This window comes from Amphritea atlantica, assembly GCF_018860855.1.
Classification (GTDB): domain Bacteria; phylum Pseudomonadota; class Gammaproteobacteria; order Pseudomonadales; family Balneatricaceae; genus Amphritea; species Amphritea atlantica_A.
In genome coordinates, this window is sequence record NZ_JAHKQE010000009.1 from 138632 (window position 1) to 159990 (window position 21359).

Annotated in this window: 20 protein-coding genes and 1 pseudogene; 5 read left to right on the forward strand and 16 right to left on the reverse strand. The window is 48.7% G+C overall.

Annotated elements, in window-relative coordinates:
- Nucleotides 1-71 precede the first annotated feature (71 nt).
- Nucleotides 72-431 carry a 4-fold beta flower protein gene (locus tag KO512_RS03405; protein ID WP_215950936.1) on the reverse strand — a complete coding sequence of 120 codons (360 nt, stop codon included), beginning with the start codon at nt 429-431 and terminating at the stop codon, nt 72-74.
- A gap of 358 nt (nt 432-789) precedes the next feature.
- Nucleotides 790-1644 (reverse strand): PA4780 family RIO1-like protein kinase, encoded by an 855-nt coding sequence (locus tag KO512_RS03410; protein WP_126156816.1) that lies wholly within the window; start codon nt 1642-1644, stop codon nt 790-792.
- Nucleotides 1645-2211: 567 nt separating this feature from the next.
- Here KO512_RS03410 and KO512_RS20130 point away from each other — a divergent pair.
- The 4 genes and pseudogenes from KO512_RS20130 to KO512_RS03430 form a co-directional block, all read left to right on the forward strand.
- Nucleotides 2212-2346, forward strand: a pseudogene (locus KO512_RS20130) (helix-turn-helix domain-containing protein); the annotation flags it as partial.
- A gap of 217 nt (nt 2347-2563) precedes the next feature.
- A complete protein-coding gene (locus KO512_RS03420) occupies nt 2564-3508 on the forward strand; it encodes a flavin reductase (RefSeq protein WP_215950937.1) in 945 nt (314 codons plus the stop codon).
- A 144-nt stretch (nt 3509-3652) separates the two neighbouring features.
- A complete protein-coding gene (locus tag KO512_RS03425; RefSeq protein ID WP_215950938.1) occupies nt 3653-4060 on the forward strand; it encodes an immunity protein Imm33 domain-containing protein in 408 nt (135 codons plus the stop codon).
- A 153-nt stretch (nt 4061-4213) separates the two neighbouring features.
- The gene (locus tag KO512_RS03430; protein ID WP_215950939.1) at nt 4214-4633 is read left to right on the forward strand and encodes an Hsp20 family protein; all 420 of its coding nucleotides are present in this window, start codon (nt 4214-4216) and stop codon (nt 4631-4633) included.
- Nucleotides 4634-4802: 169 nt separating this feature from the next.
- Here KO512_RS03430 and amrA read toward each other — a convergent pair whose 3' ends face one another.
- Together amrA and amrB are read right to left on the reverse strand one after the other, a co-directional pair.
- Entirely contained in the window at nt 4803-5393 is a 591-nt protein-coding gene (gene amrA, locus KO512_RS03435) for an AmmeMemoRadiSam system protein A (RefSeq protein ID WP_215950940.1), read from the reverse strand.
- Nucleotides 5380-6159, reverse strand: coding sequence for an AmmeMemoRadiSam system protein B (amrB, locus tag KO512_RS03440; protein ID WP_215950941.1), 780 nt, complete (start codon nt 6157-6159; stop codon nt 5380-5382). Before amrB ends, amrA begins: the two co-directional genes overlap by 14 nt.
- Nucleotides 6160-6299: 140 nt before the next feature.
- Here amrB and amrS point away from each other — a divergent pair, with 140 nt between their 5' ends.
- Nucleotides 6300-7376, forward strand: a complete 1077-nt coding sequence (gene amrS, locus KO512_RS03445) for an AmmeMemoRadiSam system radical SAM enzyme (protein WP_215950942.1) — start codon at nt 6300-6302, stop codon at nt 7374-7376.
- Between the two features lie 15 nt (nt 7377-7391).
- Here amrS and KO512_RS03450 read toward each other — a convergent pair whose 3' ends face one another.
- The 12 genes from KO512_RS03450 to KO512_RS03505 form a co-directional block, all read right to left on the reverse strand.
- The gene (locus tag KO512_RS03450; protein WP_252734782.1) at nt 7392-8348 is read right to left on the reverse strand and encodes a tRNA-dihydrouridine synthase; all 957 of its coding nucleotides are present in this window, start codon (nt 8346-8348) and stop codon (nt 7392-7394) included.
- Nucleotides 8349-8450: 102 nt separating this feature from the next.
- On the reverse strand, nt 8451-9668 hold the full coding sequence (locus KO512_RS03455) for an O-succinylhomoserine sulfhydrylase (RefSeq protein ID WP_215950943.1): 1218 nt from the start codon (nt 9666-9668) through the stop codon (nt 8451-8453).
- Nucleotides 9669-9731: 63 nt separating this feature from the next.
- The gene (gene purF, locus KO512_RS03460; RefSeq protein WP_215950944.1) at nt 9732-11249 is read right to left on the reverse strand and encodes an amidophosphoribosyltransferase; all 1518 of its coding nucleotides are present in this window, start codon (nt 11247-11249) and stop codon (nt 9732-9734) included.
- A gap of 51 nt (nt 11250-11300) precedes the next feature.
- Complete coding sequence (locus tag KO512_RS03465; RefSeq protein ID WP_215950945.1) at nt 11301-11810, reverse strand: CvpA family protein; 510 nt, start codon at nt 11808-11810, stop codon at nt 11301-11303.
- Between the two features lie 72 nt (nt 11811-11882).
- Nucleotides 11883-12434 (reverse strand): SPOR domain-containing protein, encoded by a 552-nt coding sequence (locus KO512_RS03470; protein WP_215950946.1) that lies wholly within the window; start codon nt 12432-12434, stop codon nt 11883-11885.
- Nucleotides 12431-13726 carry a bifunctional tetrahydrofolate synthase/dihydrofolate synthase gene (gene folC, locus KO512_RS03475; protein ID WP_215950947.1) on the reverse strand — a complete coding sequence of 432 codons (1296 nt, stop codon included), beginning with the start codon at nt 13724-13726 and terminating at the stop codon, nt 12431-12433. The genes KO512_RS03470 and folC overlap by 4 nt, the downstream gene beginning before the upstream one ends.
- Before the next feature lie 87 nt (nt 13727-13813).
- Nucleotides 13814-14674 carry an acetyl-CoA carboxylase, carboxyltransferase subunit beta gene (accD, locus tag KO512_RS03480; protein WP_215950948.1) on the reverse strand — a complete coding sequence of 287 codons (861 nt, stop codon included), beginning with the start codon at nt 14672-14674 and terminating at the stop codon, nt 13814-13816.
- Between the two features lie 30 nt (nt 14675-14704).
- The gene (gene trpA / locus KO512_RS03485) at nt 14705-15508 is read right to left on the reverse strand and encodes a tryptophan synthase subunit alpha (RefSeq protein ID WP_215950949.1); all 804 of its coding nucleotides are present in this window, start codon (nt 15506-15508) and stop codon (nt 14705-14707) included.
- Between the two features lie 23 nt (nt 15509-15531).
- Nucleotides 15532-16719, reverse strand: coding sequence for a tryptophan synthase subunit beta (gene trpB, locus KO512_RS03490; protein ID WP_215951065.1), 1188 nt, complete (start codon nt 16717-16719; stop codon nt 15532-15534).
- A 25-nt stretch (nt 16720-16744) separates the two neighbouring features.
- Entirely contained in the window at nt 16745-17365 is a 621-nt protein-coding gene (locus tag KO512_RS03495) for a phosphoribosylanthranilate isomerase (RefSeq protein ID WP_215950950.1), read from the reverse strand.
- Nucleotides 17366-17437: 72 nt separating this feature from the next.
- Complete coding sequence (gene truA, locus KO512_RS03500; RefSeq protein ID WP_252734805.1) at nt 17438-18244, reverse strand: tRNA pseudouridine(38-40) synthase TruA; 807 nt, start codon at nt 18242-18244, stop codon at nt 17438-17440.
- A 199-nt stretch (nt 18245-18443) separates the two neighbouring features.
- A complete protein-coding gene (locus tag KO512_RS03505) occupies nt 18444-21035 on the reverse strand; it encodes a FimV/HubP family polar landmark protein (protein ID WP_215950952.1) in 2592 nt (863 codons plus the stop codon).
- Between the last annotated feature and the right edge of the window lie 324 nt (nt 21036-21359).

Genomic DNA, 21359 nt, shown 5'->3' on the forward strand with positions numbered 1-21359 from the left:
GGGTTAAAATGTGTAGCGAAGCGAAACGTAGCCAACTGTTACGTGTCCTTGCTGATTTGCTTGTTATATGCCTAACTCTCAAACAATTGCTTCGGGCTCATTGTTGACCAACTCATGGATTTTAATGATTTTAGCGGCTTTAAAGATTTTAGCCCTTTGAGTGGCTTTAAAGACTTTAAACCTTTTAAAGGTTTTAATGCTTGTAAAGGTTTCATTGGACCTGCTGAAGACCCAGCAGTAAACAACACGACATTACCATGATGATCCCAAATATTACCATCTTCGAAAAAACCAAGGTGGGCACCAGAAAAAGAATAAATAGAATCACCGTCTACAAATGCTATAGGCGAACCGCTAAAAGTAAATATTGTATCTCCATCATCACAATACGCATATGGTTGACCTGACGAATCAAAAAATTCTAATGACATAACTTAACTCCGTGTTTGAATTGGCACCTAACAGCTTATTTATGTGCGTGCTTGATATTCTGGCGAGAACTCACCGGGCTTATGCTTGTAACCAACTGATTTCATTGTGAAACCTTCCATAGTTTGACTATTCCCTTCCAGAAAAGCGTGCGTGCACACTATTTCGGTGACGAGTGGCCTATAAACGTGACTGGCCTATATATAAACGTGTAAATCAATAACCTATTGATTTTATTGATGATCAAATTATCACCAACCGAATAAACAGGCAAGTACAAAAAAGCCCACGCTAGATGGGCTCTTCCGTATAATGTGATGCCCGCTCACGGCCTCGACCGGGACGCTCAAGATTCAGTGGCTAGCCTTCCTCGGCATCCTTCAAACGCTCTTGTCGTTCACGCTCTTCTAGCATAACCGCTTTAATCTCTTCAAGCACCGCATCCACATCCGCGCCATCGGCATCGCCGTCATAAAGACCGGTCAGTTCGGTTTCAGGTTTCAACAAGCCCTCTTCATAGAGCGCCCACATCTCTTCGCCATAACGGGACAAGCTCAAGATAGGTGCAAACTGAGCGTAGTAACGGGTCATATTATTAACATCCCGTAACAGCATCGAGCGCGCACTGTTGTTCGCCGACGCATCCACCGCCTGTGGTAGATCGATAATCACGGGGCCATACTCGTCAACCAAGACATTAAACTCTGACAAGTCGCCATGGATGATGCCTTCGCAAAGCATTAACTTAACGTAATGCATCATCACCGCATAATCTTCCAGCGCCTGCTCTTCGGTCAATAACACCTCACCTAAGCGCGGCGCTACATCGCCCTCATCATCCACCACCAGCTCCATCAGCAGTACGCCATCAATGCAACCAAAGGTCTCTGGCACTCGTACGCCTGCTCGATGTAACCGTGCTAAAGCATCCACTTCAGCGTTTTGCCAAATCTCTTCCTGCTGCTTGCGTCCATAAGCTGAGTTCTTTTCCATCGCGCGCGCACGACGACCACTACGAACCTTACGGCCTTCCTGATACTGTGCGGCATTTTTAAAGCTACGCTTAACAGCATCTTTATACACTTTGGCGCAACGAATCTGGCCCGAGCAACTGACAATATAGATATCCGCCTCTTTACCACTCATCAGACGGCTTATCACTTCGTCAATCAAACCTTCATCTATCAGAGGAAGGAGCGTTTTTGGTGCTTTCATGCATACCTATATAGTCAAGAAACTGTTATAGCCAACCGTGGCTGAGCTGAATTAGCTAAGTCTAACACTTTTTAAAATTTTTTAGGATTGTTCGCACCTGCGATAAATGGTCGCCCCTGCATTATCTATCCAAGAGTTGAACCTCTATTGCATATAGACCCTTGGCATCCCCTGTGATCACACACAAAAAATCCGACAACCACGAAGGATTACCGGATTTTCTGAGTATAAGCGTGAGCTGCGGTCATATAACCGATTAACCGCTTTACAGCACATTTTGATCGCGTAAGCCTGATTGGTACGCCAAAAAACATGTTCTTCATCAGTAGAATAGCGCTTCTGCTCACCAAAGGCTTTATGCTCACCTCAGGTTTTTTCCATACACGCACGCGCATTGGCCACCTGATGAGTGGATTCGGCTAGACGCATTACCATGATCACCTACCCTTGGCACAATATTCACAGATGATCAGTGTTACAGAGGCGCGCTTGAATGAGATCTGTCGACGCTTGCTGGGCTTCCATCTAAACGACTGATCATGGAGCGCCTCATGCAGGAGCCGCCGCTTACTGACATACTCCTCAGCGCCCATTACTGAGATAAGTTATCAGCTCGGTTTTAAAGACCCTGCCTATTTCGCCCGTTTATTTCGCAGAAATGCAGGCATTACTGCTAGCCAATACCGTGAAAGTAAGAATTAGACTATATTTCAAATAGTTAAAAAAAGTAGAATATAAAGGCACGAGAGCAGATGCGTATTAAAATCGATAAAAAGTGCAAACAAAGCACTGGAAAATATATGTCTTGTGCTTTATCGAACATCATAATTAGTTAACACATTAATATTAATGCTGAGTATTCAGCCGATATAGAGACAACAATAACTACATTGCTCCTCTTATTGCCTAAGGTGACCCCATGTCTCAACCAGATTTTGACCCAAAAGATTTTCGCCGCGCCCTGTCACAATTTCCAACGGGTGTAACCGTCATTACCACCGTGGACGCCGATGGCAAGCCAGTGGGTGTAACCGCCAGTAGCTTCAACTCTGTCTCTATGGAGCCGACGCTGGTGCTTTGGAGTATCGATAAAGGCGCTCACAGTCTGTCTGCGTTTGAAAAAGCGGAGCACTTTGCAGTCAATGTTTTAGGCAGTGATCAGGTAGCAACCTCTAACAATTTTGCTAGCCGTGGCGAAGATAAATTTGCCAACGCTGCCTACTCTGCAGGCTTAGGCGGAGCCCCACTGCTCGATGACTATGCGGCTCAATTTGAATGTAAAACCTGGGCAGTTTATGAAGGTGGCGACCACCTTATTCTCGTTGGCGAAGTTATTAACTACCGTTATAACGATGTGATTGAACCTCTCGTCTTTGCCCGCGGCCACTATGCGATCTCCGCACAGCACCCCGAAACAATGAAGTCACCTTCCAGCTGTGACAACGCCAACACTGACGGTGGCTTTGTCGGCGACTACCTGCTGTACCTCGTCCGTAATCTGTATCAGGAACTGAGCGCTTCGCTCTATCCTAAATTGCAAAGTGAGTGCGATATTAACCCTGAAGAGTGGCGTATTCTTGCCCGTATGGATAGCTGTCCAACGATCAGCATCAGCGACTTAACCGGCATGGTACTGCAACCTGAGATTGCCCTCCGTCAAACCGCTGACTGGATGGCAGAAAAAGGCCTGGTCGAATATCAGAGCAAAGATATCCTCAAAGTCACTGCAAAAGGCTCAGGCATCGCCGCACAACTGCGTGATCTTGCCATTGCCGAAGAAGCCGAACTACTATCGAAACTACCGGCTAATGAAGCTGGACAGTTAAAAGCAAACCTTAAAACACTGATTGAAAAGCTTAGCTAAGCCGTCATCCTCTTGTTATTACGACTCACGACCAGCGGTACTCCCGCTGGCAGACACCTCGCTAACTATCAACGCTTTGCCCTAAACATCCCGTCAAAAACAGCGTAAAATGCCCTTTTTTAATACGATCAGGCCTGAATTGTTATGAGTCTCGAAGATATCGATAAGCCGTTAAGCAAAGATGATGAAACCGCCCAAACCAAGAACGGCTTTTTGGCCCTTGTCTCAAAACTGGTGTTTGATGAAAAATTGCCCGTGCGCTTTATGTATAAAACCGTACCCGCTCACCTCAACGATACAGGGTGGCGCATGTTTACCGGCTATGAAACCCCTGAGTTTCTTGAAGATGAAGTCACTAACCTGCTGCCTGTTGACGTTGAGAAAATGACCAACCTTGACCCGTCACTCAGCAAATTAGTGGACTACAATGCCGGCACTGTTTGGGAGCGCGCACCCGGAGCCGAAGGCTGGCAAAGGGTTTACGACTTTAAAATTCCGGCCGACCAGGTCGAGGTTGAAATCACCAACGATGTGGATGATTTCAAACATTAACAGCACACCAGTGTTAAAAAAGCGCTAGCCTTTCTCTTGAAAGGCTTTTTTTTGTCCTTATCTAGTAAGTTAACGGAGGCTCATCGAGCTCCGTTAATCGCCTGATCATTGTGATAGGCAACTCACACTATATTGCTTTATGAGGATATTATTATGCGTCAATTTGACCTTACCCCACTGTACCGCTCCGCCATTGGCTTCGATCGTTTAGCATCCATGATTGATAACGCTTCACGCAACGAACAGGCCCAAAATGGTTACCCACCCTACAATATTGAACTGATCAACGAATACGCTTACCGCATCACTATGGCAATCGCGGGATTTGATAAATCAGAAGTTACCATTAAAACAGAACACGGCGTACTGAGCGTTACCGGCAACAAACAAGCGGATGAAACCGAACGCCAATATCTACACCAAGGCATCGCCGCCCGCGGTTTTGAGCGTAAATTCCAGCTAGCGGACCATGTCAGAGTAACAGATGCTTCGATGGAAAACGGCTTACTACACATCGACTTGATTCAGGAAATCCCTGAAGAGATGAAACCCCGTTCTATCGAAATTAACTAAGAGCTTGATCATTGCTTCACGTTAACACGGGTGTATTAGAACCCTCTAACGAAAAGCAGGAAAACCAAAGCACGAAAAAATAAGCATCATAACAGGGAGCCATCAGCTCCCTGTTTTAATTTCCGCCATGGCTTTATATGATGATCCCGTAAGCCAAAGGCTTCTTGACTCAATCATCAACAACGTTGGCATCGCTTATTTTAATCGCTTGGTAAATCTCACAGCGCAACGAATCACTCCAATAACCGACAGGCAAACCGGCCTTCTGACGTAATAAACTCACAAAGCGTTCCGGCTGCGGCAACTGTTCCCAGACCGAGGGCAAAAAGGTTGCCTTGTGGCCGTCATCAGCCAACACTAAGCCATCAACTCCAGGCCTAAGCGCTGCCAGCAACTCAGCCTCACTGTTAACCGGCAAAGGCGTTAAAGGGGTTAAGATTGAGATCTCATAGCTCAACCGATTGAGTTCAGCCGCTGTTACCGGCGTAAAACGCTGATCCTTAAATGCCGCCAAATAACTATTACGCGAAACTGATTCAACCAATGAAGCATCGGCTTCGAGGTTACCAATACAGCCACGTAACCGACCATCAAGGGTTAGTGTGACAAAACAACCCCGAGGCTGCTTTAAGGCAGCAGACACCGATGCCATGTTCGGCGACGCTGGCGGCAAGCCCTGCACACCTTGAGACACAACCTGTCGCGCTAGCTGTATCAGGTAACGCTGATCGGCCTGACTATACTGTTCAACAGAAGGCATAAGCACAATACCCCACTACCCGCTGATGATCCCCTGCGGTATCACCTGAATTACAATAACCCAATAACTCGGCCTCAAGCCCAGTCTTAACCGCATAAGCCAACAAACCATTTAAGGCGTAACAACCACAGGCCTGTTGAGGTTGAATATCACTACTCAGTTGATCAATGCTAGTAAGCGTCGCTTGATCTATCTGTTTAGCCTGCTCATAGCTATGAAAATGACTCAAGTCGCTACTCACTAGCAACAAGGTTTGCGTTTCAGCTAAGACGCTTGTGATCAGTGACTCAACCGCGCCAACGGGTGTTTCACCAACCAGTACCGGTAACACCGGCAGGTCGCTCTGCATTAGCTGCAGAAAAGGTAGTTGCACCTCTAAGCAATGCTCCTGCGCATGGGCCAGATCATTAACACTCACCAAACCCTCTTGCTGCAGTGTTTGACTAAGCAGGGTATCAATCTCAACCTCGCCTAAGGGCGTCTGCCACCGATCGGCACTCATCACCGCCATCCCTTGTAACGGAACTCGGTGCGCAGGCCCCAACAAGACCACCCGCCGGTAATCCGCCAGATATGGCCGAATGCGATTATAGGCTTTCGCGGCGATACCACCGGAATAGATTAAACCCGCATGAGGCACCTGAATCGCCACCGGCTTCGCCCCAGATTGCGGATTATCGGCTAACAATTGGCTCACCAGCCGCGTCAACTCATCCGGCTGCTGCGGATAAAACATACCCGCCACAGCAGCCTGTTTAATTTTCATCTACACTCATCCTATAACGATTAACGGTATTATCAGTATAGTCCGATCAACAAGATCGAGGGACGCACCATGGATTCGGCGCGGAAAAATATTTACCGCCTATCGAAAAACCTTGCCAACACAGACAATATAAACGCCTTATGAATAAGCCCTCATCATCTCATGCAACCCGCTACTGGCATTCAGCCGACGGACGAACCCAGTGCGATGTCTGCCCCCACCAATGTCAGCTACAGGAGGGCCAGCGGGGACTCTGTTATGTCAGAGGCTGCGAAAACGGCAAGATTGTGCTCTATAGTTATGGTCGTTCCAGCGGCTTTTGTATCGATCCCATCGAGAAAAAACCACTCAATCACTTCCTGCCCGGTACACCCGTACTCTCCTTTGGCACGGCAGGCTGTAATCTGAGCTGTAAGTTTTGTCAGAACTGGGATATGAGTAAATCTCGACAGATGGATACCCTCGCAAGTCAAGCGAGCCCCGAACAACTAGCGCAGGCCTGTGTTGATACCGGCTGTCGCTCCATCGCGTATACTTACAACGATCCGGTCATCTTTATGGAATATGCCATCGATGTGGCGCAAGCTTGCCGAGAACGTAATATCAACTCGATCGCAGTCTCTGCCGGTTATATATTACCCGCCGCCCGAGATGAGTTTTTCCGCTATATGGATGCAACCAATATTGATCTAAAAGGCTTTAACGAGACGTTCTATCGCAAGCTCTGCGGGGGCCATTTGCAGCCCGTATTGGATACACTGATCTATCTGGTGCATGAAACTTCTTGCTGGGTAGAGATTACCAACCTGATTATTCCCGGCGAAAACGATGACCCTGCCGAATTAGAAGCGATGTGCCAATGGATTCACGATCAATTAGGGCCGTTCGTGCCGCTCCATTTTACCGCCTTTCATCCTGACTATAAGATGAAGGACATTCCAGCGACCCCCTACGCAACCTTAGCCGCCGCCCGACGTATCGCACTGAAGTGCGGTCTCAAGCATGTCTATACCGGTAATGTGACGTCGCTCGACAGCGGCTCGACCTACTGTAGTCATTGCCAGCAACGACTGATTGAACGCTCACAATATCAATTGGGAGAATGGAATCTAGACGAACAGGGTCGCTGCCGGTTTTGTAAAACGCCACTCGCGGGGCACTTTGAAGCACAACCGGGTGACTGGGGATCACAACGACAAGTACTACGATTTAGTTAATTGTTTCAAACCGGCTTACAACGACGCCACCGCCTGCTGCAAAAACTGACGCACCTCAGCCACCTGCTTTAGGGTGCGCATCTGCTGCAACAGCGGCATCGCTTCGGGATATTCTCGCGACATCATTTTCAGCCACTGTTTAATCCGGCCATGCACATACTTCGGCGCTAATTGTTGCTCAACCATCTCTAAAAACTGCTGGAGTAACAGTAACATTTCCGGCCAGCTCAGGTGATCGGGATCATCTCCTCGTTGCCAAGCTTTAATCCGCAAACCCAAATCCGGCGCCGCCACTAAGCCACGCCCTATCATAACGTCATCACAGCCACTCACCTCACGGCAGCGCTGATAATCCTGCCAGTTCCACACTTCCCCATTGGCGGTCACGGGAATAGCCACCTGCTCACGAATCCGCGCGATCCATTCCCAGTGGGCGGGTGGCCGATAGCCCTCCTCTTTGGTGCGCGCATGCACGGTTAAACCGCAGGCACCGGCATCCGCAATCGCGGCAGCATTATCTAAAGCACGGGATTTATCGCTAAAGCCTAAACGCATTTTCGCCGTCACCGGAATATGTGCTGGCACCGCCTGCCGTACCCACCAGACGATCTGGTGCACCAGTTCCGGCTCGTTCAATAGAATCGCACCACCGCGACTTTTATTAACGGTTCTGGCCGGACAACCGAAGTTAAGATCGATACCCCGAGCACCAATACTCACCGCCTTACGGGCATTACCGGCAAGAATACGAGGATCACTGCCCAACAACTGCAGCGTCACCGGCGTACCTGAGCTGGTGCGGCTATCGTTGAAAAGCTCCGGGCTGATACGGCGGAAAACCTTAGCCGGCAACACCCGTTCAGAGACTCGGATAAATTCCGTGACACACTGATCAATACCACCGATACGGGTCAGTATCTCCCGCATGGGCGCATCCACAACGCCTTCCATCGGTGCCAGTATAATTTTCAAATTAACCCTATCATCAATATGCTCTAAAGAAATTTCGCCCATGCAGATAAATAAAATGCCCGCTCCGATCTGCATCAGGCGGGCATCGTAACCAGCATCGCGTTAGATAGCAGCCAGACCTAGCTGCAGATCACGCTTAAGGTCTTCAAGGGATTCAAGGCCCACTGAGAAGCGGATCAGATTGTCCTTGATACCGGCGTTGGCTTTTGCTGCGGCACTCATTCGCCCGTGGGTCGTCGTACCCGGATGCGTAATCGTACTCTTAACATCACCCAAGTTACCGGTGATAGAGATCATCTGGGTCGCATCAATAAAGCGCCACGCTGCCGCTTGATCACCACTGACTTCAAAGGCCAGAACACCACCAAATGCACGCTGCTGTTTTTTCGCCAATAGATGCTGAGGGTGCTCTTCCAAACCAGAGTAATACACCTTATCGATACCCGGCTGCTGTTTCAGCCACTCGGCCATCGCCAAGGCATTGGCGCTGTGAGCCATCATTCGCAGCTCTAGTGTTTCTAAGCCCTTCATAAAGACCCATGCATTAAATGGGCTTAAGCAGGCACCACCGGTACGGATAAAGCCAAAGATCTCTTCCATCTCTTTATCGCGGCCAACCACCACACCACCCACACAGCGACCCTGACCATCCAGGTATTTAGTGGCCGAGTGAACCACAATATCAGCCCCCAGCTTAATCGGTTGCTGCAAAGCGGGTGTACAGAAACAGTTATCAACCACCAACAGCGCATCATGAGCATGAGCCAATGTCGCAACGGCTTCAATATCACCCAGTTCGGCTAATGGATTGGACGGTGTTTCTAAGAAAAACATCTTCGTTGCCGGCGTGACCGCAGCCGACCAAGCATTGATATCTGTTGGATCAACGTAGCTAACCGTGATACCGGTGCGGCTTAGATATTTATCAAACAGCGAGACGATAGAGCCAAACACGCTGCGAGAACAGACAACATGATCGCCCTGCTTCAGCAATGATAAACAGGTGCTAAGAATAGCGGCCATGCCTGAGGCAGCGGCAACCGCACGTTCAGCCCCCTCAAGGGCCGCCATACGTCGTTCAAACCCCTGCACCGTTGGATTGGTGAAGCGAGAATAAATATTACCCTCTTCTTCGCCGCCAAAACGGGCCGCGGCTTCACGGGCACTGGAATAAACAAAACTGGAGGTCGGATAGATCGCATCGTTATGCTCTCCCTCATCACTCCGCTGCTGCCCAGACCGAATGGCAAGCGTACTAAATGCATAGTCAGCATCATCAAACTGAATTCGTTCTGGACGTTCAAAATTGGACTTGGACATCAACCATCATTCCCATAATTACAACGACTAACAACTTATTACCAAAAACACATCAATTACCGATTAACGAATCGTCGCATGAAGGTTTGCATTTTGATTGGTTGCTGACTTTTTGTCGCCGCCTTTAGCATTATCATTACGTTCATCATCGATGCGTTTCAAATAAGCGTCATCGATATCACCGGTGATATATTTGCCATCAAACACCGATGCATCAAAGCCTTTCAGCGATTTATTACCGGCACGCAGGCAGTCTTTTAGGTCATCAAGGTCTTGATATAACATCCAGTCTGCACCGATCTCTTCACCGACTTCATCATCGGTACGACCGTGGGCAATCAACTCTTTAGCGGATGGCATATCGATGCCATAGACGTTAGGAAAACGTACCGCAGGCGCCGCTGATGCGAAATAAACTTTCTTCGCACCCATCTCCAATGCCATCTGAACGATCTGCTTAGAGGTTGTGCCACGGACAATGGAATCGTCAACCAGCATCACAACCCGACCTTTAAACTCAAGTTCAATGGGGTTGAGCTTACGACGCACCGATTTAGCTCGCTGAGTTTGGCCAGGCATGATAAAGGTACGACCGATATAACGGTTTTTGATAAAGCCTTCACGGAACTTCACACCCAGATGGTGAGCCATCTCTAGTGCAGAGGTGCGGCTCGTATCTGGGATTGGAATAATCACATCAATATCGTGATCAGGCCGTTCGCGTTTAACTTTTTCAGCCAGCTTCACACCCATACGCATACGGGATTTATAAACATTAACGTTATCAATAATAGAATCAGGCCGCGCCAGATACACATATTCAAACAAACAAGGATGTAACTGTGGATTTTCAGCACACTGCATGGTGTGAACATCACCATCCTGAGTGATGAAGATCGCTTCACCCGGTTCGATATCGCGAATCAGAGTAAAACCTGAAATATCCAAAGCAACCGATTCCGAGGCCACCATGTACTCAGTGCCCTCTTTAGTTTCACGCTGACCGTATACCAACGGGCGGATACCATGAGGATCGCGAAACGCTACGATACCGTAACCAGTAATGACCGAAACGACCGCATAACCGCCACGCACACGCTTATGTAACGCTTTAATCGCCGCGAAAATATCATCGGAGGTAGGCACAAGCCGGCCAATTTGTTGCAACTCATGCGCCATGATATTAAGTAACACCTCTGAGTCAGAGGTCGTATTAATATGACGCAGATTCTCTTTGCGCATCCGCTCACGCAGATCCGCTGTATTGGTCAGGTTACCGTTATGGGCCAACGCAATACCGTAAGGCGCATTGACGTAGAACGGCTGGGCTTCCGCAGAGCTAGAACTACCCGCTGTTGGATAGCGTACATGGCCAATGCCGATATTACCCATCAAACGCTTCATATGACGAGTTCGGAACACTTCGTTTACCAAACCATTATCTTTACGCATAAAGAAACGATTTGATTCACAGGTCACCATCCCAGCGGCATCCTGGCCTCGGTGCTGTAGCACTGTTAATGCATCAAAAATTGTCTGATTCACATTAGATTTGGCTACGATGCCAACTATACCGCACATTCAGGCTACCTCAGGTATTAAGTTAGTTACAGCAATATAAATTTAAAACACTTAGCTATTTCTACCACTGATATTCCAGATCATCTGGCCAATATCAGCTGCGGTTTCCCGGGTCCAGGATTCCATCAGTAAGAAATGGGGAATCAATTGAGATTCAGCCCACCAACTATCTTGGGTTACCGGTGAACGCACCAATAACGCCGTGATAACAATGACAATCAATCCGCCCCTGACCACACCAAAACCAACGCCTAAAATACGGTCAGTGCTACTCAAACCCGTCGCTTGAACCAGCATATTAATAAGGCTATTGATAACGGCGCCAACCATCAAGGTGGCAATAAAAAGAAGAATAAAGGCTGCACCGATGCGCAGCGAGGGAGTCTCAAGTAGATGATCTAGCAGGGTACTCAATGAAGGGGCAAACAACCGAGCCACAATAAAAGCGGCCACCCAAGTTACCAGTGACAGGGCTTCTTTCATAAAACCACCGCGCAGGCTGTATAACCCAGACAGTGCGATGATGCCAATAATTGCCCAATCGGCCCAGTTTAATACCATGTTTTCAATCTACTTCAAGATCAATGAAATTAAGGGCAGAATTCTACCAGAGCTAACGGATTAACCCAATGATTATCGTGTTGTAAAGCGGACGATAATGCCGTCTAGACCAAACTCTTTCTGAATATCCGCCTGTAATTCAACCAGTTTGGACTTCTGAATATCCGGCCCAACAAAGACTCGGATCAGATCACCGGTCTTGCGAATATAGACCTTATGGCCCGCTTTGATCAGCTTACGACTCAAGCCCTTAGCGTTATCTTCATCTTTAAAACTGGCCAACTGCAGACTCCAGGCAACCGGAATATTTTCCTGATCCAGCGCTGGCGGGTCGTTTCGTTCGCTAATCCGTGGTTTTTGCTTGGCAACCTCAGCAGCGACCTGCTTCGGCATCACCGCGACAGTCACAGGCTCGTCCGGCGGAGCAAAGGTGGACGTATCTGGCAATGGTTCATTTTTAGGCGCAATGGTGACCAATTGCGGCTCAGAAGGAGGTGGCGGTATTGCACTCTCAAGGTGACGCTCACGGTAGCCTGCCCCATCGAAGAAAATGGGTAACAAAATGCCTGCTGCCACTAACAGAATCGCGCCCCCAACAAGGCGCTGCTTAAAGCCATCATTCACGTAGATTCACCTTCCATATTAAGTGCCATTAACGCATCACTCACCGTAAAAAAAGACCCAGCAACAATGACTCGATCATCAGGCGTAGCATCATGGGCAACCGTTTCAAGCGCTTCAGCCACCGACGCGTAAGTCTGAACCGTATCGATCACACCCAGCTTGGCTAACTTTTCACGCAAGGCCGCCGCCTTTTGCCCGCGGGGTTTATTCAGCGTCACTAGATACCACTCATCAATAACCGGCTTTAAGCAGGCCAACACCTGATCAATATCTTTATCCGCCAGTATTCCCAGCACCATGAACGTACGCCCTTTAACCGACTGCCCCTCTAGCCGGTCTGCCAGGTATGCCGCGGCTTCCGGATTATGAGCGACATCGAGCGTGTAATCCACGGCTCCCACACGAACCTTTTGCATTCGCCCGGTCAGTGTAGCTCGCGTCAAACTCTGCCTAAGGTCATCGGGCTCAGGCATCATATCCAGCAGGTTTAATACCTGTAAGACAGTGGCAGCATTGGCTTTCGGTAAGGTGATCTCAGGCAAACCTGAAACCGTCAACATATTGCCATTCAACTGCTCACCCTGCCACAACCAACCGTCATCCACATCAGTGGACAGATTAAAGTCACGCCCCCGCAGAAATAGCTTCGCTCCGATGGCCGTGGCATGATCAATCAACTTTTGCGGCGCGCAAGGATCGCCACACACCGCCGGACGACCTGCACGATAGATACCGGCTTTTTCGTAGCCGATCTGCTCCCGATCATCACCCAACCAATCGACATGATCAACTGACACTGTTGTGACGACAGAGATATCCGCATCAATAATATTAATGGCATCGAGACGCCCTCCCAAACCAACCTCAAGCAACATCACCTCAGGCTGTTCAAGGGCAAATACGTGCAGCGCAGCTAACGTATTGTATTCAAAATAAGTTAACCGGACATCGCCCCGCGCTTGTTCTATTGCGGCGAAAGCACGAACAATCAGATCATCGTTCACCGGCTGGCCGGCGAGTTTAATCCGCTCGTTATAACGCAAAAAATGCGGTGAGGTAAAACACCCCACGGTTTTGCCCTGATCACGAAGCACTTGATCCAGCATGGCAATAGTCGAGCCTTTACCATTAGTACCACCCACGATAACGATACGACTGCTACTCAGGTCCAGATTCATGCGCTCATAGACTTCACGCAATCGATCCAGCCCCAGTTCAATCAAATCGACCGGATGATTGGTTTCAATCCACTCGAGCCACTGCGATAGAGTATTAAAATGTACTTCGGCCATAGTGCTTTCAGCTTTTCTTCAGGACAACAATTTAGAACAACAAAAAAAGCCGCTGAAACTAACAGCGGCCTTATTAAACGTCCATGATCAGGCGGCTGGAAGCCCCTGCATCATACGCAACACCGAGGATATCCGATCGCGCAGATCACCCCGAGAGATAATCATATCGATCTGTCCATGCTCCAGCAGGAATTCACTACGCTGAAAGCCTTCTGGCAACTTCTCACGAACCGTCTGCTCGATCACTCGCGGACCCGCAAAGCCGACCAATGCACCCGGTTCACCGATATTCAAATCACCTAGCATAGCCAGTGATGCCGAGACACCACCATAAACAGGATCGGTCAGTACTGAGATATACGGCACACCCGCCTGCTTAAGTCGCTCAAGGGCTGCACTGGTTTTCGCCATCTGCATCAGCGAGAACAACGCTTCCTGCATCCGCGCACCACCACTGGCCGCGAAACAGATCATTGGAATACCCTCTTCCAATGCGATATTGGCAGCACGTACAAATCGCTCACCAACAACAGCGCCCATCGAGCCGCCCATAAAGCGAAACTCAAAGGCTACCGCAACAACCGGCAATCCCTTAACTTCGCCGCGCATAGCGATTAAAGCATCTTTCTCACCGGTCGCTTTCTGAGCGGCAACTAGACGATCTTTATACTTCTTCGTATCACGGAACTTAAGATGATCAACCGGCTCTATTTCAGCACCAATCTCACGCAAAGTCCCCTCATCTAGAAACGCATTCAAACGCACCCGCGCAGTTAAGCGCATATGATGATCGCACTTAGGACAAACGTTAAGGTTTTTTTCCAGCTCTGGCCGATACAGCACAGATTCACACTTTGGACACTTTTCCCAAAGCCCTTCAGGAATGTTGGTTCGCTTCTTCTCAGAACGAACCAGAGAAGGAACAATTTTATCCAGCCAACTACTCATTATTACTCCAGCGTCTGCCTGTGGCAGTCTTTATTTATCCATTGCCTGACGCATGCTCGCAGTAATCGCGGCAACTGCCTCAGGAATCTGTGCCTGATTGCCAGCCAGTTCGGCAATCTTATTAACCAATACACTACCGACAATAACACCGTCAGCCACGGCTGAAATCGCCCGCGCAGAGACATCATCACGAATACCAAAACCAACGCCTATCGGCATATCGGCATACTGACGAATCATCTCCAGTTTGTCGGCCACTTCGCCTACATCCAGCGCAGCCGATCCGGTCACGCCTTTAACAGACACATAATAGAGATAACCGCTGCCGGCAGCACAAATCTGCTTCACCCGAGACTCTTCAGTGGTCGGCGCGATCAAGTAGATCACATCGATACCCGCAGCTTTCATCAACGGGTTAAATTCACACGCCTCTTCTGGGGGCAGATCTACCGTTAAGACACCATCCAAGCCAGCCGCTTTGGCTTTCTCAGCAAAGGTCGCATAGCCCATCACCTCAATCGGATTGAGATAACCCATCAGTACCACCGGAGTGGTCTGATTGGTTTTACGGAACTCAGCTACCATGTCCAGCACATCAACCAACCGTGTGCCGTGCAGCAACGCACGTTCACAGGCTAGCTGAATCACAGGACCATCGGCCATTGGATCAGAGAAAGGTACGCCCAGCTCAATAATGTCGACGCCAGATTCAACCAGCGCATGCATTAGCGGTACGGTTACTTTAGGATCAGGGTCGCCGGCTGTCACATAAGGGATCAGCGCTTTACGGCCCTGGCTTTTCAGATTATTAAAACACTCAGTAATACGACTCATCTTAATCTTCACTCAGTCAGGGCTTAAAAGTTAATACCGTCAATTTCTGCAACGGTATGGATATCCTTGTCACCCCGTCCCGACAGGTTAACCAGAATAATCTGATCTTTGTCCATGGTTGGTGCCATCTTCATCGCTTCAGCCACCGCATGACTGGATTCCAGTGCTGGCATAATACCTTCGGTCAGTGTTAGGTGACGGAAAGCATGTAGCGCCTCATCATCATTGATCGCGGTATATTCAGCTCGGCCAATCTCTTTGAGATAGGCATGTTCAGGTCCAACACCCGGGTAATCAAGACCCGCAGAAACCGAGTGCGTACCAATAACCTGACCGCCTTCATCTGACATCAGCGAGGTACGGTTACCGTGCAATACGCCTGGACGGCTACCGGCACTCAATGGTGCGGCATGCTGTCCTGTTTCGATACCATAACCACCGGCTTCAACACCGATCATCCGCACATCCGCATCTTCAATAAACGGATGAAACAGACCAATCGCGTTAGAACCACCGCCAACACACGCCATCAGCACATCCGGTAGTTTACCGGCCTGCGCCAAACATTGCTGTCGAGCTTCACGACCAATAACCGACTGGAAGTCACGCACCAGTTTAGGATAAGGGTGCGGGCCTGCCGCCGTACCGATAATGTAAAAAGTATTATCGACATTGGTGACCCAGTCGCGCATCGCTTCGTTCATGGCATCTTTCAGTGTGCGTGTACCGGACGTAACAGAGACAACTTCAGCCCCCAGTAGTTTCATCCGATAAACGTTCAGTGCCTGCCGACGAATATCTTCTTCGCCCATGTAGACAGTACACTCAAGCCCCAATCGCGCAGCGACGGTCGCCGTAGCAACACCATGCTGGCCAGCGCCTGTTTCTGCGCTCACCCTTGGCTTACCCGTGAACTTAGCCAGCAATGCTTGGCCAATGGTATTGTTCACTTTGTGGGCACCGGTATGGTTTAGATCTTCACGTTTCAGGTAAATTTGCGCTCCGCCTAACTCGCGGGAAAGGCGCTCTGCATGATACAGCGGCGATGGACGGCCAACATAATGCGCAAGGTCGCGATCAAACTCTGCCTGAAACTGTGGATCCCGCCAAAGCTTTTCGTAGGTCTGTTCAAGCTGCTGGAGAGCAGCCATCAGAGTTTCAGACACATAACGGCCCCCGAATTGGCCGAAATGACCACTGGCATCGGGCATCTGCTTTGCGATCGCGAGATCTTCTTTAGTTGGCACAAGCTACCTCATTCATAAAGGATATTATTTTGGAACAATCTTTTAAGCCTTTCGCCATTTCAACCCCGCCGCTGACATCAACAGCATAGGGTTTCACTTGGCATATTGCTTTAGCCACATTGCTCTGATCAAGACCACCGGCAAGTATAAGCGGTAATTCGAGATCAGATGGGATGCGGTCCCAATCAAACGCTTCGCCAGTACCGCCAGGAACACCTGCGCGGTATGCATCCAGCAAAATAGCCTTAGCAGAAGCAAAACGTTTACTTTCAGCCGTAACATCAATGTCCGCAGACATACGCACAGCCTTAAAATAGGGTTGATCAAACTGCTGACAAAACGCTGGCGACTCATCACCATGAAACTGCAGCAGATCAATGCCAGTCTGATCCATAATCATCTTGACCTGCGCATCAGACTCATTCACAAACAACGCCACGGTTGTTACAAAAGGTGGCAACTGTTGAATGATAGCTTCCGCCACTGCGGGCTCAACATAACGAGGACTAGGCGGATAAAATACAAACCCAAGCGCATCAGCACCCGCTTCCACAGCGTTAAGGGCATCCTCTAATCGGGTAATTCCACAGATTTTTACGCGGGTTCGCATCACTTAGATCAGACTATTTAAAGAAAGATTATTTAAAAAGAGCTTAATAGTAACAGATAGCAGGGCCAGAGGTTAACCGTTTTGCGTTAGGAAATAAGGGCCTAAGGCAGATTTTGGCAACTCATATTGCTCGGGGTATTTTACATCGACAAAATAGAGCCCATAAGGCGGTGCAGTTACCCCCCCTTTTCTTCGATCTTGGGCATCAAGTACCTGTTTTGCCCAAATCGGCTCAGCCTCGCCACAACCAATGGTCATCAGCACACCAGCAAAATTACGAATCATATGTTGCAAAAAAGCATTCGCCCGAACATCGATCACAATCAGATCACCGGCCTGATAGATATCCATCGCCTTCACCTCACGCACAGGGCTTTTAGCCTGACAGCCGACCGCTCGATACGAAGTAAAGTCGTGCTCCCCTAACAGGTAGTTCGCGGCGGTTTGCATCCGCGACATATCCAGCTGTTTATGAGTCCAGGTTACTCCCCGACTCAACAACGCAGGTTTTACCGGCGACGAATAGATAAGATATCGATAGCGACGCTCTAAGGCCGAAAAGCGCGCATGAAAACTATCATCTACGGGTTTCGCCCAACGAATAGCAATATCATCCGGCAACTGCGTATTGGTACCCATCACCCAAGAGCGATCCGAGCGTTCGGCCTGAGTGTCAAAATGAATAATCTGATAGGTACCGCTGACACAGGCATCGGTTCGTCCTGCACAGATAACCGCAATCGGCTCATTAGCAATCTTCGAGAGCGCTTGTTCGACCGTTTCTTGAATCGAAGGAACATCTTTCTCTTTCTGTGTCTGCCAGCCTCGATACGCGCCACCGGCGTATTCCACACAGAGCGCATAGCGACGCGTTTTCATCACCTTAGAAGCACTATTATCGTCATTAGGCTGTCGGGCTTCACCCGCTTTATCATCCGCCGAAACACAAGAAAGGGCGACCGTAGTCGCCCCTTGCTGATTGTCTATCTGGGTATCATCCCGTTGCATATAACATCTTATCTTAACGGTTAATCAAATCAGGCAACAACGCCCACAAAAAAAGCTTAGCCTATAAAGGCTAGCTTAATGAGGTTAGCAGGTTATTCGCTTCAGCCTGCTGAGCCTCAGTACCCTCTTTCAATATCTCGCCAAGAATATCTTTGGCACCATCTAGATCTTCCATATCGATATAAGCACGCGCTAAATCAAGTTTGGTTTCCACTTCATCAGCATCATCGAGAAGGTTTAGATTATCCAGTGTATATTCTTCGGAATCGTCAGTCATGTCTAAGCTAAGATCTTCGTCGCCCGCATCACTTAACAGCATTTCCAATTCAGAATCCAATTCAGCATCTAAATCCTGACCGGCAACTGAATCATCAGAAGGTCTCGGTGCAATCTCTTGCTCATCCAACACGACCTCATCTTCATCTTCATCTTCGCCATCCAGCAATGCCTGAAGGTCCGCATCAAGATCAAGTTCTTCAAGGTCAGATTCAGATTCCCCAGTGTCAGCGAGTAACTGATCTAACTCAGCATCCGCATCAATCGCAGGCTCGTCTACTTCGGCAGGCTCAACAACCTCAGTTGGCGCGCCATCCAAGGTAAACTCTGTCAACTCTAGATCGTCTTCACCAAAGTCGTCTTCCGTTTCTGCATCAGCAGCAACATCAGCATCTGCAAGATCAAGATTAAAATCGAGATCTAAATCATCATCAGCAGCCGCAGCCTCACTAACAGTGTTATCCGCAGTATCGTCAAACGATTCAATATCAAACTCTAAATCGAGATCTTCAGGGGCCTGATCAGCTTCTTCAGTCTGAGCGCCGCCAGCCAGCAGTTCTTCAATGTTCTCAGCTTCTGGCTCTTCCTCTGGTTCATCTAAAGGTACCTCACCTAGACCCTGAACCTCAGGAACCCGCAATTCATCTAGATTAAAGGAGTCAGTGTCTTCACCGAGAATAGAATCCAACGCATCATCAATCTCTTCATCTTCATCTAAGACGGCTTCGACTGATTTCGCCGCTTCTTCTTCAACAGCCGCAGGCTCTGAATCAAAACCATCATCAAATCCGAGATCAAACTCATCTTCATTAATGGTATCGATGGGCGCGGTATCGACCTGTTCCATATCCATGTCAAGATCGAGGTCTAGATCCAGATCATCAAGATCAGTCTCTTCGATGGCCGCTTCAGCGACAACCTCTGCCGCAGGCTCAACCGCTTCTTCAGCATCATCTGCAGCAGCATCAACAACCGCCGCTGTCGCAGCAGCCGCCGCAACAGGCGCAATCACATCGCCTGTATCTTCTTTATCTTCTTTATCTTCTTTCTTCGTCCGACGCAGCAATAGCAGCGCTAATAGGAACGCTATCAGAGCACCACCGGCAGCGCCGATGTACAAACCAAACCGTTCAAGTAGCGTTTTCTCGGTAGGCTCAGCAGCATTCGTTGCCGCTGCCTGATCGGCCGGTGAGATAACCGGCTGATTTTTCGCCGACTCTAATTCGGCCTGAAGTTCAGCCATCTGCTGATCTTTCAATTCTAATAACCGCTGCAGGCTTTCCATCTGCTGCGCCAACGCATCAACCCGACCACTTAACTCTTCATTCTCACGCTGAATTTTATCAACGGATTCAAGCGCACTGGCTAGTTCAGTTTCGAGTTGCTGGTTTTTTTTTAACAAGACAGAGTCAGCCTGACTCATGTCGGTATCGGCCGTCTGATCTGAAACCATATCGGTTTCAGCAGTTTTATCAGGAGAAACTATCTTCAGTTGCCCCTGAGCCGATTTGGCGGCAACCTCATCAGTCTTTTTTTCGGAGACCTCTCCTTTCTTATCAGCAGTAGAGGACGCATCCACCGGTTCAGCACTCGGCGCTGAAGTAACACCCTGCTTCCATCGCTGCGTTTGGCGCCAGAACTCTTCATTCGCTTGCTTTCGATCTAGCGCCTGCACCTCCTTCAACGAAGGGAGATCCATCACCACACCAGCCCGTAACTGGTTCACATTATTGTTTCGAAACGCTTCTGGATTCTTGCGCTGCAAAGCCAACATCATCTGCGCTTCAGTCACCGAACCCGTCGGCTTATAACGCTTAGCGAGATCCCAAAGGGTATCGTTAACATCAACATAGACTTGACCATCAGTCATGCGGGTACGAATATTATTAACCGGCTTTTGCGGCGACATGGGTTTTGCCGCGACAGTGCCCGAGGAACCAACCGCTGTAGAGCTTGCCGGTTGAACGGCGGCAGGCGCTGGGTTTGGATCATAAACAGGCGGATCGAGTAAAACCGTATACTCTCGCACTAAACGGCCGCTAGGCCAGTTCACTTCTAACAGGAAGTTAAGAAAAGGCTCTTTTACTGGGGACTGTGAGGTCAGGATAATCGTTCCCTGACCTGAAGCGCCGGGTTTGACCTCAAATTTCACGTCCGAAAGGAAGCGAAGTCTTTCTATACCCGCCAAGGCAAAGTCATCAACATTGGCCATTTTAGGTTGAACTTGTTGCGGATCAACAGATCGCATCTGCAACAGCTGTATCTCGGCTTTGAGCGGTTCATTCAACGCTGAAGTTATTCTGATCTCGCCGAGACCAAGCGCATGTGCAGTTGAGGTCCCTAGTGCACCTGCAATTGCCAAGCTTAGGGCTAATTTGCGCAGCATATTTTCGCTTCCTTAATTTCCCCGGTCCTGAATATTATATAAAATCGTCAATATTCAGAAAGTTACGTATCCAGTATCAATGCCCAAAGTATTCATTAAAACCTATGTTTAATCAACAACCCAGATCGGCCTTAAATAGCTAAACCACTATAGCCAAAACATATCTTATCGCCACATAGCGACAGAATGAGCATAAAAAACCAGGCCTAAAAAAATTAATTTCAATAAATTCAATGGCTTAATATCAAATTGTGATTTTTGACTTGATGTCAAAAAATAATTCAAGCAGTGCCTGCTTTATACTACCTAAAATGATGACAGCCT